Raw genomic sequence first — 26351 nt, 5'->3', positions numbered from 1 at the left:
GATGCAGACCGCCATCGACAAGATCCGTGAATTGCGTGCCCTGCACGAGGATGGCCTGCTGAGCCGGACCGAGTTCGACCTGCGCAAGAATGCCATCCTGGACGCGGCCTACCGTCCCGCCACGGACAGCGGCGCGCAGCCGGGGGACGGGGACGCCGCCGCACAACCGATCCGTCCCGGTACCGAGATCGGCCTGATGGCGGGCCAGGAAGTGGGACCGCAGAACCGGCGCTACCGGCTCGAACGCCTGCTCGCCCACGGCGGCATGGGACAGGTGTGGCAGGCCACCGACCTGGCCACCCAGGCCGAGCTGGGCCACAGCGCCCAGGTGGCGCTGAAGATCCTGCCGCCGCAACTGACCGCGTCCAGCCTGCAGGCCAGGCTGCTGGTGCAGGAAGCCACGCGCGCGCGGCGCCTGGCGCACGAGCACATCGTGCGCGTCTACGAATGGGCGCAGGATCCGGCCACGGCCAGCTACTTCATCATCATGGAGTGCCTCGAGGGCGAGGACCTGGACAGCCTGCTGGCGCGCGAAGGCCGCCTGCCGCTGGAGCGGGTGCTGGCGCTGCTGGCGCCGGTCGCCGAGGCGCTCGACTATGCCTGGGAAAAGCACGGCCTGGTGCACCGCGACATCAAGCCGGCCAACCTGTTCCTGACACGGCGCGGCGAGGTCAAGCTGCTCGACTTCGGCATCGCGGCGCGTGCCCGCGGCAGCGGCCACGGTGGCGGCGTGGCGCTCGACGCCCCGGGCAGCTCCGGCACCGCCGGCTACCGCGCCCCCGAAGCCGGCCGGGGGCAGCCGGCGCCCACGCTCGACGTGTATGCGCTGGCCGTGATGGCCTGCCAGATGCTGGATGGCGCATTGCCCGTCCAGCCGGCGCAGGCCCCGCCCGGGCTGCCGGCGCACCAGTGGGAAGTGCTGCGCAGCGGTTTCGCGCCGGACCCGGCGGCGCGTCCGCCCACCGTGCGCGCGCTGCTGGCGCGCCTGGAAGCGGCGCGCGGGCCTTCGCCGGAAGAACTGGCGGCGCAGGCGGCGGCCGCGCGCGCCCAAGAGGAACGCCGTGCCCGCGAGCTGGAAGCGCGGCGCCAGGCCGAGGAAGGGGCGCGCGCCGCCGCCCGCGCCGAGCTGGAACGCCAGCGCCGCGAACAGCAGCGCCGCGAGCGCGCCGCCCAGGAAGCGGCGCGCGCGGCGCGCAAGGAAGCCCTGCGCCAGCAATTGCTGGCGCGCCGCGAGGAGGAAGCCGCCAAGGCCCGCCTGGCGCAGGAAGAAGCGGCGCGCAAGGCGGAGCAGGCGCGCGCGGCGGCGGCTTACCTGGACGAGCAGAAGCGCACGCGCGAATTGCAGGCGGCGCGCAGCGCGGCCGAGCTGGCGCAGCTGCTGCCCGGCGCGGCCAGCCCCGTGGCCGACGGCGACGGCGTGCTGTGCGATCCACTGCTGGACGGCGAAGGCAGCGGTCCGTCGCTCGTTCTGATCCCGACCGGGCGCTTCCAGATGGGCTCCCACGAACACGAGCGCAAGATCGCGATGGCGGCCGGGTCGCAGCAGAAATGGCTGGAGCGAGAGACCCCGCCGCACTGGGTCGGGATCGAACGGCCCTTCGCGCTGGGACGCTATCCGGTGACGGTGGGCGAGTGGCGCGTGTTCGCCGAGGCCACCGGCTGGGAGCCGACGGGCGAGGTCGACTGGCGCGCGCCCGGCTTTCCCCAGACCGACGCGCACCCGGTGGTGGGCGTTACCTGGCACGATGCGCAGCGCTACCTGGAATGGCTGTCCGGCGCCACCGGCAAGCGCTACCGCCTGCCGAGCGAGGCCGAGTGGGAATACGCCTGCCGCGCCGGTACCCGCACCGCCTTCAGCTTCGGCGACAGCATCGGGCCGCACCAGGCCAACTACGACGCCGGCTTCAGCTACAACGGCGGCCCGCGCGGCCCCAGCCGGCGCGGCACCACCCCGAGCGGCATGTTCCCGCCCAATCCCTGGGGACTGTACGACATGCACGGCAACGTGTGGGAGTGGGTGCAGGACGTCGTGCACGAGAGCTACCAGGGCGCGCCGCTGGACGGCAGCGCCTGGGACAGCGGCGGCGATCCTGCGCGCCGTATCCTGCGCGGCGGCTGCTGGCTGTACAATCCGCGCTACCTGCGTTCGGCCCTGCGCAACGGTTTTTCCAGCGTGCTGTCGAACGACATCGTCGGCTTTCGCGTCGCGCGCGAGCTGCTGTAACCACCCTAAGGAGAGTTCGCCATGCCCATCGCGCAGCTGCTGCCATCGCACGACAAGGACCTCGGCGGCGGCTTCACGGTCCGGCGCATCCTGCCGGCCGCGAGCCGCCAGTCGGTCGGTCCGTTCCTGTTCTTCGACCACATGGGGCCGGTGCAGGCCGAGCCCGGCGCGCGCCACGACGTGCGGCCCCACCCGCACATCGGGCTGGCCACGGTGACCTACCTGTTCGAGGGCGCCATCATGCACCGCGACAGCGTGGGCAGCGCCCAGCGCATCGAGCCGGGCGCGGTCAACTGGATGACGGCCGGCAGCGGCATCGTGCATTCGGAGCGTACTCCGGAAGACCTGCTGGACCGCACCCGCCGCACCCACGGCCTGCAGCTGTGGGCTGCGCTCCCGCGTGAGCACGAGGAGGCCGCGCCCGCGTTCTCGCATACGCCGGCCGACGCCATTCCCGAGATCGCGTTCGAAGGCGCCGCCGTGCGGGTGCTGGTCGGCAGCGCCTTCGGCCGGGCTTCGCCGGTGCCCACCTTCAGCGACACCCTGTACCTGGACGTGCAACTGGCCCCGGGCGCTTTCCTCGACCTGGATGGCCTGCCCGAGGAAAGCGCGGTCTATGCGCCGATCGGCGCGATCGCGGTGGATGGCGAAGCGGTGCCGCCGAACACGATGGCGCTGCTGGCGCCGGGTGCGCCGGCGCGGGTGTCGTCGGCCGCCGGCGCGCGCTTCGTGCTGGTGGGCGGGGCGCCGCTGGACGGGCGCCGCTACATCTTCTGGAACTTCGTCTCGTCCAGCCGCGAGCGCATCGAGCAGGCCGCGCGCGACTGGGAAGCGGACGCCTTCGCGCCGGTGCCGGGCGAACACGAACGGATCCCGCTGCCGGCCTGGCCTGCGGCCTGGCGCCGCGGCGACTGAGGCCGATCGCGTCCTAGGCTGCGGCCGGCGCCAGCGGCACGATGCGGTAGGCGCAGCGGCGCGCGCCGGCCAGCTGGTGCTCGACCCGGTCGACCTGCACGTCCGGTCCCAGCACGCGCCGGAACACGTCCAGCTCGGAGCGGCAGAAGTTCTGGCAGCTGCGCGCGGCGGCGCAGATCGGACAGTGGTTCTCCACCAGCAGCACGCTGCCGTCGGCCTGCGGCGCGGCCTCGGCCATGTAGCCTTCGGCATCGCGCAGCAGTGCCAGGCTGGCGGCGCGCTGCGGCAGCGTCGCGGCCGGGTCGACCGCGGCGCGGTAGGCCGCTTCGCTGGCCGCTTCGCGGGCGTCGATCAGGCGGTCGATCGCGGCTTCGCCGAACAGGGCCTGCACCTGGCCGAGCAGCTCGACCGTGAGCGCGGCGTGGCGGTCCGGGTAGCGCGCATGCCCGAGGGCGGTGAGCTGCCACAGGCGCACCGGGCGTCCCACCTTGCCCGGGCGGTCGACGTGGGCCACCAGGCCCTTGTCCTCGGCGGCCTCGAGCTGGCGCCGCACCCCCATCGAACTCAGGTGCAGCACGTCGGCCAGCGCCTGGGCGGTCTGGGCGCCGCGGGTCTTCAGCAGCAGCAGGATCTGTTCAGCGGTATTCATGCGGCCTCGTTCATGTGCTTGTCGAGCAAGTGCTCCTCGCTGCGGCCCCAGCGCCGCAGCGACAGCGCGGCCCAGCCCGCCAACAGGCTGCCGCCCACCAGCACCAGCCGGGTATCGACCAGGGCCAGCAGCGCACCGCCGAGGGCCATCAGGATGTGGGCCAGGCAGAAAGTGGTGGATAGCAGTCCCATCACGGCGCCCTGGCCGTGGCCGGCGAAGCGTTCGGCGGCCCAGGCCTGCAGGGTCGCATTATAGAAGGCATGGGGCAGGCCGAACAGGATGATGGCGGCGATGCCGGTCCAGAGCGAGCCCAGTCCCACGCCCAGCACCGCCAGCGCCACCGCGGCCGCCTGCCGCGACAGGCGCGCGCGCGCCTCGCCGCCATGGGCGCGGCCGGCGAACAGGGCGGTGCAGGTCATCACCGCGCACATCGCCATGTTGACGAAGGCGATGCCGCGCGCGTCGTAGCCGCCGTTCTCCACCAGCCACAGCGGGAAGAATTCGTAGAACCCGGCCACGCAGCAGGCATAGGCCAGGTGGATCAGGAACAGGGTCTGCAGCGGGCGGTGGCGCAGCAACACGAAGGCATGCCGCTCGCGTAGCAGCGACCGCCATCCGCGCGCAGCCCCCGCCTGGGCCGGCGGCGCACCCGCATCCAGCACCAGTCCCGCCAGCAGGCCGCCCAGCAGCAGGCCGCCGGCGGCGATCTCGAAAGGCAGGGTGATGCTGTGGCTGGCGCTGAGCCCGGACAGCAGCGGTCCGGCCAGCCAGCCGAGGTTGAAGGCGCCGTTCAGCCAGGACAGCGCATGCTGGCGCAGTCCGCCCGCCAGGCGCTCGGCCAGCAGGGCGCGCAGGATCGCGCCATTGCCTTCCAGGACGCCGGTGACGAAGCGTGCCGCCACCAGCAGCGGATACGACTGGACCAGCAGCGCGTAGGCGGTCAGGAGGTGGCCGGCGGCGGCGCCGGCGGTGGTCAGGAGCAGCAGGCGGCGGCGCCCGAGCGCGTCGGACCAGGAACCCAGCACGGCATTCCCGAGCAGCATGCCGAGCGGATTCGCCATCAGCGCGACGCCGAACAGCAGCTTGGGCGGCAGGCCGAGGAAGGCGGCCAGGCCGCCCTCGCCAGCCGCGAACAGCGGCGGCAGCAGCGGATAGGCGAGCGAAGCCCCGATGGTCGAGAGCAGGCCCAGCAGGCAGGCGCTGGCGATGAGCAGGGCGTTCTTCATGCACTTCCTTGGCTGGCAATCCTCAGGAACCCCGAGTGTAGGCGTGCCTCCAGAATAAGTAAACGGATCAGTTTATTTATTCTGGAATCTCCCACCAAAGAGAGAGCCTCTTGCGCGCAACCTGGCCGGCGCCGGGCGTGTCGGCGTGAACGAGGCGGCGCTGGCGTGCCGTCCGCAGCGGGCGTAGACTGGAACACCCCGAAAGGATCGTCGCCAGGTCCTGCCGGTGTTCTTGCTCATGCAAGGGAGGGAGTCGCCATGAGAATTCCAGACCACCTGAGGATTCCGTTCATCGTCTTCGCGCTGCAGGCGGCGCTGCTGGCCGGAACCACGCTGATCTTCCTGGTGCTGCGACCGCCAGGCGGCTGAGCCCCGGTTCCCTCAGGCGCCCAGCCAGGAAGGAGAGCGGGCAGGGCTGCGCAGGTCCCGGACGGACGGCGCATGGGACAGCGCGCGCCTGTCGCGGCCGCGGTCCTGTTCCGGATAGGGCCGGGCGGCAAAGCGCAGGGCCGCGCCCAGGCCGCGCAGCCGCTCCAGCGCCATGCCGGGGGCCAGCGGGGTATCGATGCCGGTGGCCGGATCGCGGTGCCAGAAGCCGCCGCCGCGGTGGAACAGCGGCGGCAAGGCGGCCGCGCGCGGCTGCACGCCGGCCTGAGCGGCGTCGCCGCTGCCCGGATCGGTCTCTGGCGCCAGCAGGCAGAATGCCTCGGCGCGCGCGCCCGCGTCCACGCGGTGCAGCACCAGCCCGTGCGCCCACAAGGCCGTAACCTCGAGCTCGGCCACGCCACGGATGCTGGCCGTGAGCGCGATGCGCATGCCCAGGCGCAGCGGCACGGGCGCATGCTTGCCCGGCCACACGCCGTCCAGCAGCAGGCCATAGCGCGACACGTCCTCGATCTCGAAGCCGTGCCGGCCCTGGCGGATCAGGGCGTGGCGGCCCGACAGGCGGCGCGTCAGCCCGCCCGTCTCCAGGCCGTGCTCGCCATGGTGGGCCAGCAGCAGGTCGGCGTCTGGCTCGATGTCCTCGAAGCGGCCGAGCACGCACTCGTCGAGGGCGAACAGGCGCAGGTGGCGCTGGGCCGCCGAATCCGGCTCCACGTGCACCAGGCAGGCGCGGTCCGCCGGGCAGGGATGGGGCGCCGCTGCCAGCGGCACGTCGATCTCGATCAGGTCCTCGTCCCAGGCTATGCTGGAAAAGGCGAGGTCGAGCCGGCCGCCCTGTTCGCGCGGGTCGCGCAGGTCGAGCTGGGCGATCGAGGCATTGCTGGCATGCACCTCGATGTCGAGACGTCCGCCGCCCGGCGCCTGGACCCGCGCGATGCCGGCGTCGTCGGCCGTTACGCGCACGTTCTTGTGGGTGGCGAGGAAGGTCTGGTGGATCTCGCCCAGGCTGGCGTCGGGACGCGGTACCAGGATCACCGGCGAGCAGCTCCAGGTGCGCGCCGAGCCGGGATGTCCCGGCTGGCGGCTGTGCAGTTCGATGTCGATGCGGTACTGGCCGTGCTCCAGGCCGCGCGAGGAAAATTCCAGGAATACGGGGCGCCAGTCGCCGCGCGAGGTGCGCTGGAAGGCATGCTGCTCGGCGCCCAGGCGCAGGCCGGAGCGCACCAGCATGCGCAGTTCGGCCGCGCAGTCGGCCGGCATGCCGCGCAGGTCGAGCCGGATCGCCTGGCGTCCGCCGGCGGCGCGCGGGTCGAAGCCGCTGATGTGCAGCTGCGGACGCCCCGATAGCGCTTGCGCGCCCGGCAGGGTGGTGGCGCCGCGTGCGGCGCGCAGCGCGCTGATCGCCTCGAAGCCCGACGGCAGGCCCCGCGCGGCCGGGGCTTCGCCGGTCGCGGGCGGCGCGGCTTGCGGCTGGGCATGTCCGTGCGCGCAGCAGTCCGCGCCTGGCATGACCCAGACGGTGCAGTGCGGATGCGCGGGATTGCGGCAGCGGTTCATCGGTCAGGCGGACAGGTGCGGAATTCGTCGACAGCGCAAGCTTACGCTGTTTTCGGTCCCAGTGGCGCGCTCCGAATTGATTGGCAACATTATTTTCTATCAGGAATGTTCAGAACGGGCACCGTCCGGCAGCGCCGTCTCATCCGCTTCCAGGCCGGCCGGCGCCAGCGGACGCAGTACGAGGGCGGTGAGATTGTCGGGATGCAGGCCCGGTGGCGGGGCTTGTTCCAGGCTGCCGAACAGGCGCGCCAGCATGCCCCGGGCGTCGGTGGCGCCCTGCAGCAGTGCCGGCCAGCCCGACACGAACCGGTCCGGCGCGGCACAGGACCAGAAACCGTCGGTGGCCAGCAGGTAGACGGCGCCCTGGCGCAGGCGCAGTACGCGCCGGTCCGGCAGGTGGCACAACCAGGACGGCAGGTTCAGCGGGGTCAGTGCGAGCAGCGGATCGGACAGCCGGCCCGGCTCGCCGAAGGCATTGCCGAGGATGAATGCCTGGGCGATCTGTGGCGCATGGCGGCCATGCACCTGGCGCCACCAGCCGCGCTCGTCGATGCGGCCGGCCATGGCCTCGGCCGTGGCCGGCACATGGTCGACCGTCAGCGAGTGCGCATGTTCGGGACCGATCTCGTACAGCCGCGAGTCGCCCACATGGTAGAGCAGGGGCGGGGCGCCGGGCGGCAACTCGACCAGGGTCAGCGTCGTGCCTGGACGGGCTCCCGGATCGTGGGCGAAGTGGCGCTGCAACTCGGCGTGCAGGACGTCCAGCCGGCGTCCCAGATCGGCCACGCCGTGGCAGGGCGGCAGCGTGAGCAGGCTAGTGACAAGCGCTTCCGCCGCTTCGCGTCCGTGGCCGTGCCCGCCCATCCCGTCCAGGACCGCCACGCGGCCGTGGCCGGCCGGCCAGCCGGGCAGCCGGCAGTGCCGGGGCAGCTGGTCGAGCAGGTGGCAGGCGTGGCCCTGGCCATCGACAACGAGGAAGTTATCCTGGTTCTCGGGACGCTGGACCGGGCCGCTGCCACGCAGGCTGGCGGCCGCCACGTCATACATGGCGCCGAAGTCGAACTCGGCCTGGATAGCGGGTGGAGCGGTCGGCATGGGAAAACTGGTTGTGGCAATGTTGCTACTGTACACCCTGGACAGCCCGGCAAGGACGATCCATCCGCTGGGCGTGCGGAACCGTCCCGCGCGAAAAAATTGCCGCACAGAAATTATTTTGTATGCTAAGGTGCGCTTTCCTGTTCAATCCTGTACCGACATGCTGATCCGTTCCCTGGTGGCCAGCGACATCCCGGCGGTGGCCACCCTGCTGCACGCGCTGGCACGCGAATACATCGTGCACGAATCGCCGCCGGAGGGCGCGGCCACCTTTCTTGCCGAGAACGGCGAGATGGGCGTGCGCGGCTTCCTGGCGCGCGGGCATGTCTACCATGTGGCCGTGATCGACGGCGAGCTGGCCGGTTTCGTCGCGGTACGCGACTGCAGCCACCTGTTCCACCTGTTCGTCGGTGAGCGCTGGCACCGGCGCGGGGTGGCGCGCGCCCTGTGGGAAACGGCGCGCGCGGCCGCGCTCGCCGGCGGCGGCGATGGCAGCTTCACGGTGAACTCGTCGAACTTCGCGGTGCCGGTGTACGAGTCCTTCGGTTTCGTGCGGGTCGGCCCGACCCAGTGCGCCAAGGGCCTGTACTTCAATCCGATGCGCCTCTCGGCGTCAGAAGCGGGCTAGCTGCTCGTCGGCGCGCCGCAGCCACAGGCTGCTGGCCCAGCCTTCCAGGCGCTGTCCGCCAAGCTCGACGCTGAGCTGCCACCAGTCGCCCTGGCGCCGCCCGGTGGTGACCACCCGGGTCCCGGCCGGCACCACGGCCAGCCGACGCGCGCCGACGCCGGTGCCGGCGCGCAGGTTCAGGTGTTCGCGCACGTGGTAGCGCGCGCCCGCCACCGGCGCCATGGTGCTGACCGGGCTGGCGAGCACCGGTGCGCGCGCCGGTCCGGCGCGTTCCGGTCCCCATATCATGCCCAGCAGACCTCCCAGCAGCGCCGTGCCGCCGGCCAGTACCGCCAGCGCGCGCAGGTTCGGCCGGCGCCACCAGGCGCGCGGAGTGAGCCAGGCCGCCAGGCACAGGGTCAGCAGCAGCCCGGCGGCATGGGCGGCGATACCCGTCGCGGAAGGCATGGCGGGCCTCAGGCGTCGTAGCGCAGCACGTAGTGGCCGGCCACGAGATGGTGTCCGGGCGGGATCAGGTAGGGCCGGTCCTCGCCCGCCTCCTGAATCTGCTCCACCAGCCGCAGTGCGGGGTCGAGGTGGTACAGGGCCTGGCTGTCCGACAGGCGCACCACGCGCAGGCCTTCCGGCGTGGCCTCCCAGGCGAAGGCGCTGCGCGACAGGCCGAGCCGGTCGGCGCTGGGGGCGGCACTGCCGTCGGCCTGGCGCAGGCAGTGCGGGGCGTCCAGTACGCGCAGGCCGGCCAGCGCCGGGGCGCCGCGTCCGAAGACCTGGCGGGTGCCGGCCAGCGCGGTCTGCACCGGGCCTTGCGGCAGCGCCAGCAGGGCCGCATAGCGCTCCGCCATCGGCGGCGGCGCGGCATGCAACTGCACGCTGGCCCCGTCGAGCGGATCGAAGCGCGCCGGCGCCTGCACCCGCTGGCGGCCGGCGGCGCTGACCGCGTGCAGCTGGTCGGCGTCGTCGACGGCGAAACGCAGCACGCTGTCCTGGCCGGGCGCGGCCGGCGCCAGGGCGGTGTCCAGGCCGACCTCGAGCGACTGCGCGCCCGTGTCGCGGTAGCGGCTCAGGCGCGGCAGCGCCAGCGCGGCCAGGGTGATGCGGTGGCGCGCCACCGGAGCGTAGGTGGCGTCGCTTTCCGGGCCGGGCCCGGGCGCGGCGTGCGGCTGCCCGGCGGCCAGCGGCATCGCGGTCAGGTCGGCGCCGCTGGATTCGAGCACGGCGTCGCGCGGCTTCCAGACGGCGGGCGCGCGCAGTGGCGCCGATCCCGCGGCGGGCCCGATGGCGGGCGCAGGCCCAGTCGCCTGCAGGGGCGCGCCATCGGCGCGGCTGACCCGCAGCAGCAGGCGCTGGCCGCCCGGCTGCTTGGCGCGGATCACGTAATACCCCTTGGCGGTGTCGAAGCGGCATTCGAGGCTGTCCTTTGGACGTACCTGCACTTCGATTGCGGCGTCCGGGCCGTCGTTGACCAGCAGGATGCCGCTGTCCAGCCCGAAGGGCCAGCCCGGCACCGCGAAGGTGGCGTGGGCCTCGTCCTGCCCGACCAGGGTGAGGCGCTGGTTCGGATAGACCGCGCACACCGGCTGCCAGACCGCGCTGTCGCGCGAGGCGCTGACCGTGTACAGCAGCTGCTCCGCGGGCGCGGGCAGGTACACGGCGTGGCCGAACTTGACCTTGACCTCGCCCGGCGCCACCGCCTCCGTGCCGACCACGTGGTAGCGCACCTCGTCGCCGCCGAGCAGGTCGGCGAAATCCTTCTGGTGCAGCGCGGCCAGGGACTGGGCCAGGTCGCGCACGCGGGCGCCGCGGGTCAGGTGGCGGTCGTCGTCCACTTCGTCCTGCGGCAGCATCAGGGTGACGTGCGAGAAGCAGCGGGTGGCGGCGCGCCCGCGCTGCTCGCGCGGCGCGCGCTCGAGCAGGTCGCGCAGCAGCGGGCGGCGCGCGAACAGTGCCAGGCCGGGCGCCTGCCACAGCGCCTCGGCGTTGAAGACATCGCCTACCTTGGCCAGGACTTCGTGTTGCACATAGACCGGCATGATGGATTCTCCTCGAAAGATTGGATGCTCGCCATGCCGAACGCTAGCAGGGGGCAGATGAAAAACAGCAGGTGCGAGCCGCCGCTCGACAGGAAGCTCATGGGCTGGCCCATGATCGGGAGCAGCGCCAGGTTGGTGCCCCAGGACAGCAGGAAGTGCCCGCCCAGGAAGGCCGCGCCGCCGCACAGCAGGAAGCACTGGAAGCGCCCGAGCCAGGCGCGCCGGAAGTCGCCGGCCGCGGCGCCGGCGCGCCAGGCGGTGGCCGCCGCATGCAGCAGGGCCGCCAGTAGCGCCGCCTGCAGGCACCACAACAGCAGCGCCGCGGCCAGGCCGTGCCGGTGGATCAGGAAGGAAGGGGCGAAGTCGTCCTGTACCGCCGGGATGGCGAGCGCCTCGCCGGCCGGACCGCCCAGCGCGCCCGCGCCCAGCCAGCCTTCGCTGCCGAACCAGCCGCCGGCGCGTACAGCGCGCGCGCCCAGCAGCATCTGCTGGCCGGTGTGCGGATGGGCAGCGGGGTCGGCCCAGACCTGGAAGCGCTCCGTATAGAAGCCGGCCGCGCCCAGGCTCGGTCCGGCCGATTGCAGCGCGCCCGCCCCCAGCAGCAGCGCCGCGCACAGGCCGCCGGCCAGGGCCGCCTGCCGGTGCTGGCCGCGGGCCAGGCACCAGGCCAGCAGGCTGGCGCCGGCCCATGCCAGCAGCAGGACCAGCGGCGAGTAGTCATCCACCTGCACCAGGGCCACTGCCAGCAGCAGCACGAACAACAGGACCGGGGCCAGCAGGCGCAGCCAGTCGCGCCAGCCGCGCGGCGCAGCCACCGCCCCCTGCGCGCCGCCACCGGCCAGCGCCAAGCAGTGCGCGCCGAGCGCGGCCAGGGCCAGCTTGGCGAATTCCACCGGCTGCACCTCGAACACCCCGGTTTCGTCGCCGAGGGCGACCTGCAGCAGCAGCCCGGCCAGCGCGGCCAGCGCCAGCGCCACCAGCAGCCATTCCGCGCGCGCCCGTGCCAGCGTGCCGCGTGCTACTTCGCCGCACAGCAGCAGGCAGCCCGGCAGGCCAAGGCCCAGCAGGATGGCGGTGGTGGTCACGTGACGCAGCCAGGAGGTGTCGCGCGCACCCAGTCCGAGTTCCAGCTGCAGCAGCAGGCCGGCGCCCAGCAGCAGCACGGCAGCGAGGCCGAGCAGGCTGACCCGGCGCGGCCATAGCAGCGCATGCCAGAGCGCGGCCCAGGCCAGCAGCAGCGGCCAGCCGGGTCCGGGGGGCAGGCCGCCACGCTGCATGGCGAGCAACACGGTGGCGGCGGCCGGCAGCGCGGCGCCGAACAGCAAGCGCGCGCTGGCGGCGGCGCCGCGCACCGGGATACCAAGGCGCAGGCCGGCGCCGGCGACCAGCAGAAAGACGACCAGGCCGGCCGCGCAGGCGCCTGGCGACGGCGGCGGGAAGCCCCATGGCGCGTGTCCGGTCCAGGTCCAGTGCACGCCGGCCGGCAGCGTGGCCTTCGGTTCCGGATACAGCGCCACCTGGCGCGCGGGACGCAGCCGCAGCACGCCATCGTCCTGCGCCACGGCGAAGCGGGTGCGGCCAATCGCGATCGCCTCCACGCCGGCCAGCGGGTGTTCGCGCCGGACCGCGTCTTCCCACCGGGTGCCTTCCTGCACCAGCACCGGCTGCAGCCCGCGCACCATGAGCATGATGGCGCCGGACGGACCGCGTTCCAGCAGCGCCTCGCCGCGCTCCACGCCCGGCGCCGCCAGCCGGTTGCCGCATACCAGGTGTCCGCCCAGCAGCAGCGGGCGGCGCAGCGCCAGGGCGCCGGGGACGATGCGGTTCCAGGCGCCGGTCAGGCGCGCGCCGCTACCGGCATCGGGACAGGCGTCCAGGACGGCGCCGTCGCGGCGCAGGATGGCGCCGTCATAGGCCCAGGCATGCTGTCCATCATGCAGCAGCACCTTGCCGGGGCCTGTCGCGGTCACCGCCAGCAGGCTGGCGCCCAGCTGCAGCCGCTGTCCGGCGGCGAGTGCCGTGCTGGCGGCGCGCTGCCCTTCTCCGCCGCGCACCAGCACCACGGGCTGGAGCGGATCGAGCTGGCGCAGCCACCAGTGGCCGGCGCCATCGCGCCGGATGGCGAGCTGGCGCGCGGATGCACGCGGCGCCGCCAGTTCGGCGCTGCCGAGCGCGATGGATTCTCCCGGCGCCAGCCGCAGCGTGATCTCGGCCGGCAGGTAGCGCGCCGGCACCAGGAGCAGCGCCAGCAGCTGGAGGGCGCACAGCACCGACAGCGCCAGCGCGGCAGCGGCCAGGCGCGGCTTCATGCAGCCCTCCGCAACATCGGCCCGTCACAGCCGGCACGCAGCGCGTCCAGCATGCGGCTGATCTCCAGCGCATGGCGTGGGCGGCCTGCAGGCAGCGGAGCGAGCAGGGTGCGCAGCAGGGACTCGGCCCGCGCGCCGGCCGCGCCGAAGGCTTGCCCAAACGCCGCCTCCTCGTCGGTGTCCAGCGTGGGCGGCGGAGCGCCATCGGTGCGCAGCAGGATGCCGGCGCCGGCGCGGCCATGGCTGGCATAGGCCTCGGCGCAGGCGCTGCCGTAGCGCAGCTTGCGTCCGCACGCCATCCAGTACAGCAGGGCGCCGAGCGCGAAATAGTCGCTGCGCGGATCGGTGCGGTACAGGCCGTCGGCGTGCGGGAAGAACTGCTCCGGCGCCTGCCAGCCGGGGGTGCCGCCAAAGGCGTGGGGCGCGCCATCGCGCAGTGGACGGCTGCTACCGAAGTCGGCCAGCCTGAGCGTCCCGCTACGGCGCTCGATCAGCAGGTTGCCGGGCTTCAGGTCGAGGTAGCGCAAGCCGGCCGCATGGATCTTGGCCAAGGCCTGGTTGACCTGGCCTGTCCACTCCAGCGCCTGCAGCGCGGATGGCGCGCGGCCGGCGGCGCGTTCCGTGGCCAGGTGGGCCCCGAGGTCGCCGTCGAGCAGCTCCAGCGCCATGGCCGGCATGCCGGCATGGCTGCCGCTGTCGAGCAGGCGCACGATATGGCGCCCATCCCAGGGCGCCAGCCGGGCCAGGAATGCCTGCTCGGCGCGCGCGCTGTCGGTCCAGTGATGGCGCAGCCCGGCCGGCGCGCGCGCCATCTGGGTGGTATTGACCAGCTTGATCGCGACCGCGCCGCCCGCGAGCGGCCCATCGGCGCGCCACACCGTGCCATAGGCGGAACCGCCGAGCGGCGCACGCAGCCGGTATTGGCCGCGTGCCAACGAAACGATCGTACCTTGCTGGACCATGCCTGCTTCTCCCCAGACGGCGCGTGGCGCCTACGTCGATGCCAAGCGGAGGGCGGCAGAAACGTCGGTGAACTGAGCAGGGACGAAAAAAAGCCGCGCAGGGCGCGGCTTGTGGGAGGAGGAAGCGATCAGCGGCCGTGGCGATCCCAGCGGTCCCCGCGGTCCCAGTCACGGCGGTCGCGGCGGTCATGACGGTCGTAGCGGTCGTGACGGTCCCAGTCGCGGCCGACGTAGACCGGGCGGGGCTGGACATACACCGGACGCGGCTCCACATACACGGGGCGCGGCTGCACATAGACCGGACGGGGCTGGGCATAGCCATGGCCGTAGCCGCTGTTGTAGTAACCGCTGTTGTAGTATCGGTTGTCGTAGTGGCGGCGGTCGTCGCGGGTCGAGATCGAATTGCCCAGGGCCGCGCCCAGCACGCCACCCACCAGGGCCCCGCTCGAGCCACCGGCGCTATGGCCGATCGCTGCGCCGACCACGGCGCCGAGGGCGGTATTCACGCCACGGTCGTCTGCCATTGCCGCCGGGGAGACGGCAACCGCGGCCAGGACCACCGCACCAACAATTTTAGATTTCCACATGGCTTTTCCTTTTTGCCCTAGCGGAGATCGGGTTGATCAGAACGGCGCCAGGCATGGAATGCACTATAGCCCCCCGCATCGACGCTGCCATCCGTTAATACAGATTCTTACAATCGGCATACCAGCCGTAACATCGATGTGCGCACTTGCAGAGGGAGGAGCCCGCCCCATCTAACAATTGTTACGTTTTCCTTCCAAGGCACTGAGTGAATCGTTCGTTTGCCACCGTCCTGTCCTTGCTGGTTTTGCTGCAAGTTTATATCGGCATGCGCCTGCTGCCCGACCTGGCCCTTGGCCTGGGCGTCAGCATCGTGGCCGTACTCCTGCTGGTCCTGCTTACCGTGCTGGTGCCGGTGGGGCTGCTCTCGGCCGCCCTGCGCCGGCAGCGCTGGTCGGTCCTGGTTTCCTGGTTGGGACTGCTGGCGATGGGCTTCTTTTCCTCGCTGCTCGTCTGTACGCTGGCGCGCGACCTGGTCTTGCTGGCCCTGCGCCTGGCGGGCGCCCTGGCGCCCGGGCTGGTCCGTGGCAGCGCGGTCGCCGTCCCCCTGGTGGCGTTGGGCGTCAGCATGCTCGGCTTCGTCAATGCGCGCCGGCTGGCGCGCGTGAAGCGGGTGGAGGTGCCGATCGCGAACCTGCCGGCGCCCCTGCATGGCTATGCGATCGCCCAGGTGTCGGACATCCACGTCGGCCCGACCATCAAGCGGTCCTACCTGAACGCCATCGTCAACCGGGTCAACCGGCTCGAAGCCGATGCGATCGCGATCACCGGCGACCTGGTGGACGGCAGCGTGCACCGCCTGAGCCTGCACACCGAGCCGCTGGCGCGCCTGGCCGCCCCGGACGGGGTGTTTTTCGTCACCGGCAACCATGAATACTACTCGGGGGCGGAAGAATGGATCGCCGAAGTCAGGCGCCTGGGTGTGACGGTGCTGCTGAACCAGCATGTGATCCGGCGCCGCGCCAGTGCCACCGTGATGATCGCCGGGGTGGCCGACTACGGCGCCCACCATTTCCATCCTGCGCACAAGAGCGATCCACAGGCTGCTGCCGGGCGCGCCGCGGCCGACGTGAAGGTGCTGCTGGCGCACCAGCCACGCAGCGCGCCTGAGGCGGCCGCCGCCGGCTTCCACCTGCAGCTGTCCGGCCATACCCACGGCGGCCAGTTCTTCCCGTGGAACCTGTTCGTGCCGCTGCAGCAACCCTTCGTGGCAGGACTGCACCGCGTGCGCGACATGTGGGTCTACATCAGCCGCGGTACAGGCTACTGGGGGCCGCCCAAGCGCTTCGGCGCGCCGTCCGAAATCACGCTGGTGCGCCTGGTGCCGGCCTGAATACGGGTGTGGGTACGGGCATCGCCTGTCAATACGCCAACATTTCACTGCGAAAAGTTGGTGGATAAGCTATCGTACGAATCCCCTGCAACAGCCAAGAGGATTCCCGCATGAACGCCAGTCCGGCCCGCCGCCGTCTTTCCCGCCTTGCCCTTCCTTCTGCCTCTGCCGGCCTGATGGCCGCGCTGCTGGCAGTACCAGCCCTGGCAGCCAGCCCGGGCAACGATCCGACGGCACTGGCCCGGATCCGCGATGCCGCCATGGCCAGCGATTACGCGTGGGAACGTACGGCGGACATGACCGACCTGATCGGCCCGCGCCTGTCCGGTTCACCCGGCGCGGCGGCGGCCGTGGCCCAGGTGGCGGAGGCGATGCGCAAGCTCGGCGCGCGCGTAGCGCTGCAGCCCGTCAAGGTCCCGCACTGGGTGCGCGGCGCCGAGAGCGGCGAGCTGGTCGAGTACAGCGGTCGCCCGGCCGGCATCACCCAGCGCGTTGTCTTGAGCGCGCTCGGCGGTTCCGGGGCGACCCCGGCCGCGGGCCTGACGGCGCCCGTGATGGTGGTGGGCAGTTTCGACGAACTGAAGGCGCGCGCCTCCGAAGCCAAGGGCAAGATCGTCCTGTTCGATGCCGCTTTCGACCAGCCGATGGCCGAGCGCGGCCTGGCCGGGGCCGCCTATGGACAGGCTTCGGCCTTCCGCCGCGACGGCCCGCGCCAGGCGGCGGCCCTGGGTGCGGTGGCGGCACTGGTGCGCTCGGCTGGCGGCGCCAATTTCCGTATTCCCCACACCGGCAATACCGCGCTGCAGGATTACCCGCGCTTCCCGGCTGCCGCGGTCAGCGCCGAGGATGCCATGCTGATGCGCCGCCTGGCGCAGCGCGGCCCGCTCGCCATGAAACTGGTGCTGACGCCGCAGACGCTGCCGGACGCCGACAGCTACAACGTGATCGCCGACCTGCCGGGCACCGACAAACCCGACGAGATCGTCATTGTCTCGGGCCACCTGGACTCATGGGACCTGGCCACCGGCGCGCACGACGACGCCGCCGGCGTCGCCAGCGCCATGGCGGTGCTGGACACGCTCAAGAAGCTCGACTTCCGCCCACGCCGCACCATCCGCATGATTGCCTGGATGAACGAGGAGAACGGCACCCGCGGGGCGCGCGGCTACCTTGCAGCCGAGCAGGCCAATGCCGACAAGCACATCGGCGCGATCGAAAGCGACAACGGCGTCGGGCGTCCCTTCGGTCTGCGCGCCAGCGTGCCGGCCACCTCGAGCAAGCTGTTCGCGCCGCTGCAGGCGGTGCTGCAGCCGATCGGGGCCGGGGTATTCCAGCGCCTTGATGCGCTCTCGACCGGCGACCTGTCGGGCCTGGAGCGCGCCGGCGTGCCGAGTTTCGCGCCGCTGGTCGACACTTCGAGCTATTTCAGCTATCACCATACGGCCGCGGACACGCTCGACAAGGTCGACCCGGACCACCTGCGCCGCAACGTGGCGCTCATGGCCACCACCGCCTGGTACCTGGCCAATATCGAGGGAGCGATCGGCCGCGCAAGCGTGCCAGAGCGCTGAACCGGCGGTTGATCCTTCCGGTGCTGCCCTGGCCGCGCCGCCTGCCCGCGCCGCCGCGGGCGGCGGACGGCGCATGGCAGCGGCAGCGGATTCAGGGCACGGTGATGCGCCGCACGGCGCGCGCGTGGCCGCGGTAGGGCCGGCCATAGATGGTCTGGATACCGCTGGCAAAATTTTGCCCCCAGACCAGCTGGGAACGCGTCGCATGCGCCTCGCTCGACCAGTACCAGTCGCGTTCGAAGCCCTCGCGCAGGTTGGCGAACAACAGCGCCAGCTCGCGCCGCGTTGGCAGTTCACCCCCCTGGCCCTTTGCCCAGTCGAGCGCGGCAGGCCAGCTGACATCGATCGCCTCGTCCGGCAACAGCACCAGGTGGTAATCCGGCTCCTGGTCCTTGCCGAGAATGAGGCCGGCATATGCCTCGCCCTCTTGCAGCATGCCGCGCACTTGCATGTACTCGCCCATTTAAGCGTTCCTCAGTTTGGTAGCTGTCAGTTAAGACCATGCTAGGTCGGCTTTGGTTGCGTGACATTGTTCGATCTAGCTCATGCTCGACATCGTGCAAGTATCTGATTTCCATGAGGAAAATTCTCTTGAAGGATTAATACTTGCAGAAAATTTTTTTCGGAAAACGTTGAACTTAGGCAGTTTCCCTCGCTCAAAGCTTTCACCTTTACTTGATCGAGATCAGGAAACTTCATGAAACAAGTTAGTGCTTTTGCTTCGCATCTCCGGCTGAACGCCATGTTGTGCTGCAGTGCTGCAGTCCTGCTGAGCGCATGCGGTGGCGCCACCACCGAGTCCCAGCAATCCAGCACGGCCGCCCAGGTGAGCAGCGATAGCGGCCCCGCCGTTCCGGCGCCGGCCCCCGGCAATAGCGCCGGCTTGCCCGATACCGCTGCCGGCACCGGTAACGCCCCCGGCACCGCCAGCACCGCCGCCACCGGCGCGGCGGCAGACGTGACGCCACAGGCATTCGAACTGAACGGCTACGACAGCAACCCGCTCGAATCGCGCGCCGGACAGGAGGAAGAGGGCGCCACTCCCCCCGCTTCCACGACCGATGGCGCAACCCGCCTGCTGGCCGCCAGCGTCGCGACGCCTGCCACCACCTACAACTATTACGTGTCGCCGACCGGTTCGGACACGGCCGCCGGCACCAAGGCGGCGCCTTTCAAGACCCTGGCGCGCGCCGCCAAGGCTGCGACCAAGGCAAGCACCACCGTCTGGGTGGCGCCGGGCACCTATGCCGGCGGCATCAAGACCACGGCCAACGGCAGCGCCACCGGCCGCATCTACTGGGTCTCGGCTACCAAGTGGGGCGCGAAGATCGTGCCGCCGGCCCAGTCGGCCAACAACAGCGCCTGGGACAACCGCGGCCACTACGTGAGCATCATCGGCTTCGACGTCGATGGCAGCAAGCTGGGTACCGGCACCAAGTGGGTGCACGGCATCTATACGGGTGGTTCGTACAACGTAATCCAGGGCAACCGCGTGCACCACCTGGCCACTACCATCCCGTGCAACAGCGCCGGCGGCTCGGCGATCGGCGTGGACAGCTATTACAAGGGCGTGATGGGAGATGTGATCGGCAACGTCGTGCACGACATCGGCCCGGCCGGCTGCACCTATGTGCAGGGCATTTACCACTCGACCTCGGGCTCGATCGTGAACAACCTCGTCTACCGGGTCGGTTCGGCCGCGATCCACCTGTGGCATGACGCGACCAATGTCAAGATCATCAACAACACGGTGACCTCGTCGGTATTCGGCATCATCGTCGGTGGCGGCGACTTCTATTTCACCTCGGCCGGCGCGAATAACGTATTTGTGTACAACAACATTGTGTACGACAACAAGTACGGTATCTCGGAGCAGGGCAAGACCGGCACCGCCAACAAGTACGCGAACAACCTGGTGTTCCAGAACAGCACCTACAACATCTCGCTGCGCAACGGATTGAAGGCCAGCAATACCGTGTCCTCGAATCCGCTGTTTGCCGGGTATTCGCGCACCGCTGCGCTCCCGGATTACAGGCCGGGCAGCAGCTCGCCGGCCATCGGCCGCGGCATCGCGACCTATGCGCCGGCGACCGACATCGACGGCCGTCCACGCAACACCTCCACCGGCTACGACCTGGGCGCCTACCAGCACTAGGCCGTGTCCATCGGTTCCCGCGCGGGCGGCTCGCACCGTCCGCGCACCCCGAGGGCGTGCCACGTGCGCGCCTGATCAAGCAACCAGGAGCCCACCGCCTTTTCTGGTGGCCGCCGTACCGGTCGATCCGGTGCGCGGGATAGCTGTTGCCGTCGCTCCGCGCCCATTCACTTCGGGCAAACAGGAAAACACCACATGAAGAAGACTTTCGCTATCGCATCGCAGGTCCGCCGCCACGCCGTTCTCTGCACCGCCGCCGCCGCGCTGTTCACGGCCTTCGGCGCCAGCCAGGCCGCTGCCGCCACGCTCGCGCCGGTCGTGGCCAATGCGACGACCGCACAGAAAGAACAGATCCGCCAGCTCTACCTGCAAGTACTGGGCCGCGAGCCGGATGCCGCGGGCTGGGCCTGGTGGGCGCAGGCGCTCGATAACGGTACCAGCATGGACTACATCGCCGCCCAGCTGAAGGCCAGCGAGGAGTACGCGCGCAAGAACGGCGGCGGCAGCGGCCCGACCGCCAGCGGCGGCCTGCCGGCGATCCCGGCGACCACCTACAATTACTACGTCTCGCCGACCGGCTCGGATACGGCCGCCGGCACCAAGGCCGCGCCGTTCAAGACCCTGGCGCGCGCCGCCAAGGCCGCTACGCGCGCCAGCACCACCGTCTGGGTGGCGCCGGGCACCTATGCCGGCGGCATCAAGACCACCGCCAGCGGCACCGCCTCCAGCCGCATCTACTGGGTCTCGACCATCAAGTGGGGGGCGAAGATCGTGCCGCCGGCCAGCTCCACCAATAACAGTGCCTGGGACAACCGCGGCCACTACGTGAGCATCATCGGCTTCGACGTCGATGGCAGCAAGATCGGTTCGGGCACCAAGTGGACTACCGGCCTCTACACCGGCGGTTCGTACAGCATGATCCAGGGCAACCGCGTGCACCACCTGGCCACCACCATTCCATGCAACAGCGCGGGCGGCTCGGCGATCGGCGTGGACAGCTACTACAAGGGCGTCAAGGGCGACGTGGTCGGCAACGTCGTGCACGACATCGGCCCGGCGGGCTGCACCTATGTGCAGGGCATCTACCACTCGACTTCGGGCTCGATCGTGAACAACGTCGTCTACCGGGTCGGTTCCGCCGCGATCCACCTGTGGCACGATGCGACCGACATCAAGATCATCAACAACACGGTGAGCTCGTCGGTGTTCGGCATCATCGTCGGCGGCGGCAATTTCTACTTCACCTCGGCCGGCGCCAACAATGTTCACGTCCACAACAACATCGTGTACGACAACCAGTATGGCATCTCGGAACAGGGCAAGACCGGCACGGGCAACACCTACAAGAACAACCTGGTGTTCCAGAATCCGAAATACAACTTCCGTCTGTTGAATGGGCTGAGCCATACCAACACCATCAGCTCGAACCCGATGTTCGCCGGCTACTCGCGTACGGCGGCGCTGCCGAACTACAAGCTGAGCACGAGTTCGCCGGCGCTCGGCCGCGGCATCGCGACCTATGCGCCGTCGACCGATATCGATGGCCGCGCACGCGGGGCCAGCATCGACCTGGGCGCCTACCAGCAATAAGCGCAGTACCGGGCGCGGCGACACAAGCCGTCCGCGTCCGCCCCCGGGGACGACCCGCGCGCGAGAGCGTGCGGGTTTTTTTACGTTCGGTAAAAAATCATTCCGCCAGCGGCAGGGCCATTTGCGGATCCTGGGCCCCGGCCCGGTTCACCGCGGTCGTCACCTTGTACCATTCGAAGGCATCGCAGGGCAGGGCGGCGCGGCGTGCCAGGTCCAGCGCCTGCTCGGGCGACAGTGCGGGATCGAGCCACAGTTCGGCATCGGCCGCTTCCAGCACGACCGGGCGCCTGTCGTGGATGTCGAGCATGCCTTCGTCGGCGGCATCGGTGACCAGGACGAACCCGGCCTCGGCGCGGTTCTCGGTAAAGCCGCCGAAGTTCGCCAGCGCCAGCAGGAACAGCGGCGCGCCGTCCTTGCGGTGGATGTGCCACGGCTGCTTCTTGCCTTTTTCACCGGTCCATTCGTACCAGCCCTGGGCCGGCACGATGGCGCGACCCTTTTTGAGCAGCGGCTTCCAGTAGCGGTTGGTGAGCTTGTCGAGGCGGGCGTTGACCATGACTGGAAGCTTGCCCTCGGCCCAGCGCGCGCGGTAGCTCCAGAACACGTCGTCGATGCGGCGCTCGCCATCCTCCAGGTGCATGACCGGGCGGTAGCTGCCGGGAGACACATTCCACGCAGGCGTGGACGCGCTGTCGTAGACCGCGTCGGTCCAGCCGAATACGCTGGCGTAGTAGCGAGCCGTCTGGCTCTGGTCGAATCGTCCGCACATGGCGCCATGGTAGCGCAGCTGCGGCGGGGGCGCGGCACGCCAGGGCGGCGCAGGCTGGCGCGCCGCCCGGCGCGTGCCGGGGTGTGGCAGTGGTATGCTCGCAGGCAAACGACGAATTGGGAGAACGGGTATGGCAACTGGCTGGTGGAGCGTCCTGAAAACGGTGCCCTGGAGCGAAGTGATCAATGCAGCGCCGCAAGTGGCCAGCGGTGCGCGCCGCCTGTGGGATAGCGTGGCGCGCAAGCCCGGTGCGGGCGCCGGCATGGTGGCGGAGCCGATGGTGGACGACGTGGCGGAAGAAGACGTGTTCGGCAGCCTGGTGCTGCGCGTCGACAGGAACGAGGCGACGCTGAACGACCTGCACAAGCAGATGCTCCAGGCCTCGGAAATCATTGCCAACCTGGCCGACCAGAATGCGCAGATGATCGCCAAGATGGAGCTGGCCCGCACCCGCATGCTGTGGATGGGCGTGGCGACGGCGGTGTCGTCGATCCTGGCCCTGGTGGCGCTGGCGCTTGTCATGGCGCGCACCTAGCCCGGTCCGCATGAAACTCGTCCTGATCCTCGCGACCCTGTTCGTGTTCGTCTCGATGCTGCTGAACGGCGCCCGCCGCCGCGGCAAGCTCGACAGTAAGGCGAACCGGGCGGTGGCCGAGCTGGCCACGTCGATGCGCATCTTCGTCTACGGCCTGCTGTTTTTCGTGGCGGTGGTGTGCCTGGCCGTGGCCTGGCAGTCACTCCCTTAGGTCCGGCGCCTGCCGCGTTGCCGAAAGGCTGTCCGACCAGGCTGACAAACACGCGGGAAAATCCGACGCTTGCGGGAGCGCGCGGCGGATCTATCTTGGAGATGTTCTCTGGTGGATAGTTCCACCTCTCCGCGTGTCTCCAACTCAGTGTTGACTGAGTACTTGCCGCTGCCGGGTCACCGGCGGCGGCTTTTTTAGTGCGTATCCGTGTAGCTCAAGCACTAACACCGCCGCTGCCGCACGTAGTACAATCCCCGCCGGCGCGGGCATGGCGAAATTGGTAGACGCATCAGACTTAAAATCTGCCGCCGCAAGGCGTGCCGGTTCGATTCCGGCTGCCCGCACCATCTTTCCGCATCGATTTCCTCGTCCAGGCGGCCTGCTCCTGCTCCTGCTTTGGTCCTCCCGGCAGGATGGTGTAGCATGCCGGACGGCGGCCCACCCCATTGCCGCCGCAGCAAGAGGACACCAATTGAACATCACCATCAATGACGAACTGCGGGCCTTCGTCGATCCGCTCACCGACATCGAATACGCCGCGCTCGAACGCAGCCTGCTGGCCGAAGGCTGCCGCGATGCGCTGGTCCTGTGGCGCGACACCCTGATCGACGGCCATAACCGCTACGAGATCTGCCAGAAGCACGGCATTCCCTTCCGCACTGTCCACAACAACAACTTCGCCTCGATCGACGAAGTGATGTTGTGGATGATCGACAACCACCTGGCGCGGCGCAGCGTGTCGGACTTCCAGCGCGGCGTGCTGGCGCTCAAGAAGAAGGAAATCGTTACCGCGCGCATGGCCGAGCAGCTGGCCAAGGAACCGCCCAAGCCGGAAGCGGACGACCTCGATTCGCGTCCGCCCCCACCCTGGAACACCCGGGAAGAAGTGGCGAAGGCCGCGCGCGTGTCGGCCAATACGATCAGCCAGATCGAGCGCATCCAGAAGGCGGCCACGCCCGAGTTGCGCGAGGCGGTGCGCGCCGGCACCATCTCGATCAATGCCGCCGCGAATGTGGCCCAGTTGCCGGAAGACGTGCAGAAGGCGGCCGTGGCCGGCGGACGCAAGGAGTTGCAGCAGGCCGCGCGCCAGGTGCGCGAGCAGAAGATGGCCACCCGTCCCAGGAAGGAAGTGCCGGCCGGCGACCCGGCCGACGAGCTGGCCGCCGCGCGCGCCGAGATCGCGAACCTGAAGGACCGCGTCGCGACCTTGCTGACCGAGAACGAGGTCCTCAAGCAGCGCCTGGTGCACGCCGGCGCCGCGCAGTAGTACGGCAGGCGGGCCGAACCGCAGCAGCACGACAACAATCACAAGGAGACATGCATGCACACCCGCCGGATCCCGCCACGCTTCTTCCCGTCCCTGCTGCCGGCCCTGCTGCCGGCCGTCCTCGCCTGCGCGTTCGGCGCCGCCGCATCCACTGCCCTGGCGGCGCCTGCGGGCCCGGCGGCCGCCGCTTCCGGCCGGCAGGCCAGCGCGGCCGACCTGGCACGCTGGAAGCAGATGGCGGCGCGGGTCAGCATCCTGCGCGACAAGTGGGGCATCCCGCACGTGTTCGGCAAGCGCGACGCGGACGCCGTGTTCGGCCTGCTGTACGCCCAGGCCGAGGACGATTTCAATCGTATCGAGCTCAACTACATCAATGCGATGGGCCGCCTGGCCGAGGTCGAGGGAGAAAAGGAAATCTGGCGCGACCTGCGCATGAAGCTCTACATCCAGCCCGCCGCGCTGCAGGCCCAGTATGCCGCCAGTCCGGCCTGGCTGAAGGAGCTGATGAATGCCTTCGCCGACGGCCTGAACTACTACCTGCATACCCACCCGGAAGTGCGGCCGAAGCTGATCACCCGCTTCGAGCCCTGGATGGCCCTGAGCTTCAGCGAGGGCAGCATCGGTGGCGACATCGAGTCGATCGACCTGAAGGAACTGGAACGCTTCTACGGCAAGGAGCCGCGGCCGACCATCGCCGCGCAGCCAGCCAGGGTGGCGGCACTGGACAAGGGCTTCGACAGCGAACCGCGCGGCTCGAACGGCTTCGCGATCGCGCCCGCGCTGTCCCGCTCCGGCCATGCGCTGCTCCTGATCAACCCGCACACCTCCTTCTACTTCCGCCCGGAAGTGCACATGGTCAGCGAAGAGGGCCTGAACGCCTATGGCGCCGTCACCTGGGGCCAGTTCTTCATCTACCAGGGCTTCAACGACAAGACCGGCTGGATGCATACCTCGGGTGGCGGCGACGTCATCGACGAGTACCTGGAAACCGTGGTCGAGAAGAACGGCCGCTTCTTCTACAAGTACGGCGACGGCGAGCGGGCGCTGCGCGCGGTGCCGGTGACGCTGCCCTACAAGACCGCGTCCGGCGCGCTGGCCAGCCGCACGCTCACGGCCTACTTCAGCCACCATGGCCCGGTGGTGCGGGAAGAGGGCGGCCGCTGGGTGGCCGTCAAGATGATGGACGAGCCGCTCAAGGCGCTTACCCAGTCGTATACCCGGACCAAGGCACGCGACTACGGCAGCTTCTACAAGGCGATGCAGCTGCGCACCAATTCCTCGAACAACACGGTGTACGCGGACGCCCAGGGCAATATTGCCTACTTCCACGGCAATTTCATCCCGAAGCGCAACCCCCGCTTCGACTGGAGCAAGCCGGTCGACGGCAGCAGCCCGGCCACCGAATGGCAGGGACTGCACGAGATCAAGGACACCATCACCCTGTTCAATCCGGCCAGTGGCTATATCTCGAACACGAACAACTGGCCGTTCAGCGCCTCCGGCGCCAGCAGCCCGAAGCGCCAGGACTATCCCGACTACATGTGGTCGCTGCCCGAGAACGCCCGCGGCCGCCATGCCGAGCGCGTGCTGCGCAATGCCACCGGCTTCACCCTCGACAGCCTGGTGGCGGCCGCCTATGACAGCTACCTGACCGCCTTCGAACCCCTGGTGCCGCAGCTGCTGAAGGACTATGACGCGCTCGCGGCCGGCGACCCGCGCAGGGCGCGGCTGGGCCAGCAGGTGGCGGCGCTGCGCGGCTGGGACCTGCGCTTCGGCGTCGCCTCGGTGCCGACCTCGCTGGCGGTGTACTGGGGCCAGGACATGGTCGCCCAGCACGCGCCGCGCGCCCGCGCCGCCGGGACGCCGGTGGTCGACTACATCGCCAGCGGCCTGAACGCGGAGGAGCGCCTGGCCTCGCTCTTGCGCGCGTCGGACCGGCTCACGGCCGACTTCGGTACCTGGCGCACGCCCTGGGGCGAGATCAACCGCTTCCAGCGCCTGAGCGGCGACATCGAGCAGCAGTACGACGACAGCAAGCCGAGCTGGCCGGTCGGCTTCACCTCGGCCAACTGGGGCTCGCTGGCCTCGTTTGGCATGGTCGCCAAGCAAAAAACCAAGCGCATCTACGGCGACCGTGGCAACAGCTTCGTGGCCGTGGTGGAGTTCGGACCGCGCGTGCGCGCCCGGAGTATCCTGGCGGGCGGCAACAGCAACAACCCGGCCTCGAAGCACTTCGCCGACCAGGCCGGGATGTACAGCCGTGGCGAGTTCAAGGAGGTGCTGTTCTACAAGGAAGACATCGAGAAGCACCTCGAGCGCCGCTACCACCCGGGCGAATAGGGTGGGGGCGCGACAC

Annotated in this window: 22 protein-coding genes and 1 tRNA gene; 12 read left to right on the top strand and 11 right to left on the bottom strand. The window is 70.1% G+C overall.

The window, feature by feature from the left end:
- Window position 1: 1 nt before the first annotated feature.
- Both LE190_RS10125 and LE190_RS10120 read left to right on the top strand, forming a co-directional pair.
- Window positions 2-2224, top strand: coding sequence for a bifunctional serine/threonine-protein kinase/formylglycine-generating enzyme family protein (locus LE190_RS10125; protein ID WP_225238580.1), 2223 nt, complete (start codon window positions 2-4; stop codon window positions 2222-2224).
- 21 nt (window positions 2225-2245) lie between these two features.
- Window positions 2246-3139: a pirin family protein gene (locus tag LE190_RS10120; protein ID WP_225238579.1), complete on the top strand. Its 894-nt coding sequence runs from the start codon at window positions 2246-2248 to the stop codon at window positions 3137-3139.
- A gap of 13 nt (window positions 3140-3152) precedes the next feature.
- Here the strand turns inward: LE190_RS10120 and LE190_RS10115 are convergent, their stop codons facing one another.
- From LE190_RS10115 to LE190_RS10100, 4 genes are all read right to left on the bottom strand, one after another.
- Window positions 3153-3788 carry a helix-turn-helix transcriptional regulator gene (locus LE190_RS10115; RefSeq protein WP_224944640.1) on the bottom strand — a complete coding sequence of 212 codons (636 nt, stop codon included), beginning with the start codon at window positions 3786-3788 and terminating at the stop codon, window positions 3153-3155.
- On the bottom strand, window positions 3785-5014 hold the full coding sequence (locus LE190_RS10110; RefSeq protein ID WP_225238578.1) for an MFS transporter: 1230 nt from the start codon (window positions 5012-5014) through the stop codon (window positions 3785-3787). Before LE190_RS10110 ends, LE190_RS10115 begins: the two co-directional genes overlap by 4 nt.
- A gap of 381 nt (window positions 5015-5395) precedes the next feature.
- A complete protein-coding gene (locus tag LE190_RS10105; RefSeq protein WP_225238577.1) occupies window positions 5396-6955 on the bottom strand; it encodes an FHA domain-containing protein in 1560 nt (519 codons plus the stop codon).
- A gap of 99 nt (window positions 6956-7054) precedes the next feature.
- Window positions 7055-8050, bottom strand: a complete 996-nt coding sequence (locus LE190_RS10100; RefSeq protein ID WP_225238576.1) for a PP2C family protein-serine/threonine phosphatase — start codon at window positions 8048-8050, stop codon at window positions 7055-7057.
- A gap of 160 nt (window positions 8051-8210) precedes the next feature.
- Between LE190_RS10100 and LE190_RS10095 the strand changes: the two genes are divergently transcribed.
- Entirely contained in the window at window positions 8211-8678 is a 468-nt protein-coding gene (locus LE190_RS10095; RefSeq protein WP_225238575.1) for a GNAT family N-acetyltransferase, read from the top strand.
- Here LE190_RS10095 and LE190_RS10090 read toward each other — a convergent pair.
- The 5 genes from LE190_RS10090 to LE190_RS10070 form a co-directional block, all read right to left on the bottom strand.
- Entirely contained in the window at window positions 8664-9125 is a 462-nt protein-coding gene (locus LE190_RS10090; RefSeq protein WP_225238574.1) for an SH3 domain-containing protein, read from the bottom strand. The genes LE190_RS10095 and LE190_RS10090 overlap by 15 nt on opposite strands.
- Window positions 9126-9133: 8 nt before the next feature.
- Window positions 9134-10708 (bottom strand): hypothetical protein, encoded by a 1575-nt coding sequence (locus tag LE190_RS10085; protein WP_225238573.1) that lies wholly within the window; start codon window positions 10706-10708, stop codon window positions 9134-9136.
- Window positions 10669-13017 (bottom strand): FtsW/RodA/SpoVE family cell cycle protein, encoded by a 2349-nt coding sequence (locus tag LE190_RS10080; protein ID WP_225238572.1) that lies wholly within the window; start codon window positions 13015-13017, stop codon window positions 10669-10671. Before LE190_RS10080 ends, LE190_RS10085 begins: the two co-directional genes overlap by 40 nt.
- Window positions 13014-13979 (bottom strand): protein kinase domain-containing protein, encoded by a 966-nt coding sequence (locus tag LE190_RS10075; RefSeq protein WP_225238571.1) that lies wholly within the window; start codon window positions 13977-13979, stop codon window positions 13014-13016. Before LE190_RS10075 ends, LE190_RS10080 begins: the two co-directional genes overlap by 4 nt.
- Window positions 13980-14107: 128 nt before the next feature.
- On the bottom strand, window positions 14108-14566 hold the full coding sequence (locus LE190_RS10070) for a glycine zipper domain-containing protein (protein WP_225238570.1): 459 nt from the start codon (window positions 14564-14566) through the stop codon (window positions 14108-14110).
- A gap of 266 nt (window positions 14567-14832) precedes the next feature.
- On the opposite strand from LE190_RS10070, the gene LE190_RS10065 reads away from it, so the two are divergent.
- The gene (locus LE190_RS10065; RefSeq protein ID WP_225238899.1) at window positions 14833-15897 is read left to right on the top strand and encodes a metallophosphoesterase; all 1065 of its coding nucleotides are present in this window, start codon (window positions 14833-14835) and stop codon (window positions 15895-15897) included.
- Between the two features lie 110 nt (window positions 15898-16007).
- Entirely contained in the window at window positions 16008-17468 is a 1461-nt protein-coding gene (locus LE190_RS10060) for a M20/M25/M40 family metallo-hydrolase (protein WP_439847480.1), read from the top strand.
- A 91-nt stretch (window positions 17469-17559) separates the two neighbouring features.
- Here LE190_RS10060 and LE190_RS10055 read toward each other — a convergent pair whose 3' ends face one another.
- Window positions 17560-17931, bottom strand: a complete 372-nt coding sequence (locus tag LE190_RS10055; protein WP_225238569.1) for an Lcl C-terminal domain-containing protein — start codon at window positions 17929-17931, stop codon at window positions 17560-17562.
- A 234-nt stretch (window positions 17932-18165) separates the two neighbouring features.
- On the opposite strand from LE190_RS10055, the gene LE190_RS10050 reads away from it, so the two are divergent.
- Together LE190_RS10050 and LE190_RS10045 are read left to right on the top strand one after the other, a co-directional pair.
- On the top strand, window positions 18166-19623 hold the full coding sequence (locus LE190_RS10050; RefSeq protein WP_225238568.1) for a right-handed parallel beta-helix repeat-containing protein: 1458 nt from the start codon (window positions 18166-18168) through the stop codon (window positions 19621-19623).
- 195 nt (window positions 19624-19818) lie between these two features.
- On the top strand, window positions 19819-21213 hold the full coding sequence (locus tag LE190_RS10045; RefSeq protein WP_225238567.1) for a DUF4214 domain-containing protein: 1395 nt from the start codon (window positions 19819-19821) through the stop codon (window positions 21211-21213).
- Between the two features lie 97 nt (window positions 21214-21310).
- On the opposite strand, the gene LE190_RS10040 is transcribed toward LE190_RS10045, so the two are convergent.
- Window positions 21311-21982 (bottom strand): SOS response-associated peptidase, encoded by a 672-nt coding sequence (locus LE190_RS10040; protein ID WP_225238566.1) that lies wholly within the window; start codon window positions 21980-21982, stop codon window positions 21311-21313.
- Window positions 21983-22112: 130 nt separating this feature from the next.
- Here LE190_RS10040 and LE190_RS10035 point away from each other — a divergent pair, with 130 nt between their 5' ends.
- The 5 genes from LE190_RS10035 (at window position 22113) to LE190_RS10015 (ending at window position 26335) form a co-directional block, all read left to right on the top strand.
- The gene (locus LE190_RS10035) at window positions 22113-22517 is read left to right on the top strand and encodes a hypothetical protein (RefSeq protein WP_225238565.1); all 405 of its coding nucleotides are present in this window, start codon (window positions 22113-22115) and stop codon (window positions 22515-22517) included.
- Window positions 22518-22527: 10 nt separating this feature from the next.
- Window positions 22528-22728: a hypothetical protein gene (locus tag LE190_RS10030; protein ID WP_225238564.1), complete on the top strand. Its 201-nt coding sequence runs from the start codon at window positions 22528-22530 to the stop codon at window positions 22726-22728.
- 262 nt (window positions 22729-22990) lie between these two features.
- A tRNA-Leu gene (locus LE190_RS10025) sits at window positions 22991-23075 on the top strand.
- A gap of 125 nt (window positions 23076-23200) precedes the next feature.
- Window positions 23201-23995 (top strand): ParB N-terminal domain-containing protein, encoded by a 795-nt coding sequence (locus LE190_RS10020; RefSeq protein ID WP_225238563.1) that lies wholly within the window; start codon window positions 23201-23203, stop codon window positions 23993-23995.
- A gap of 54 nt (window positions 23996-24049) precedes the next feature.
- A complete protein-coding gene (locus LE190_RS10015) occupies window positions 24050-26335 on the top strand; it encodes a penicillin acylase family protein (protein ID WP_225238562.1) in 2286 nt (761 codons plus the stop codon).
- Window positions 26336-26351 lie beyond the last annotated feature (16 nt).

The organism is Massilia hydrophila (genome assembly GCF_020208145.1).
GTDB lineage: Bacteria > Pseudomonadota > Gammaproteobacteria > Burkholderiales > Burkholderiaceae_D > Telluria > Telluria hydrophila.
Note: the sequence above shows the minus strand (reverse complement) of the source record. Positions and strands in the feature narration are given on the sequence as shown.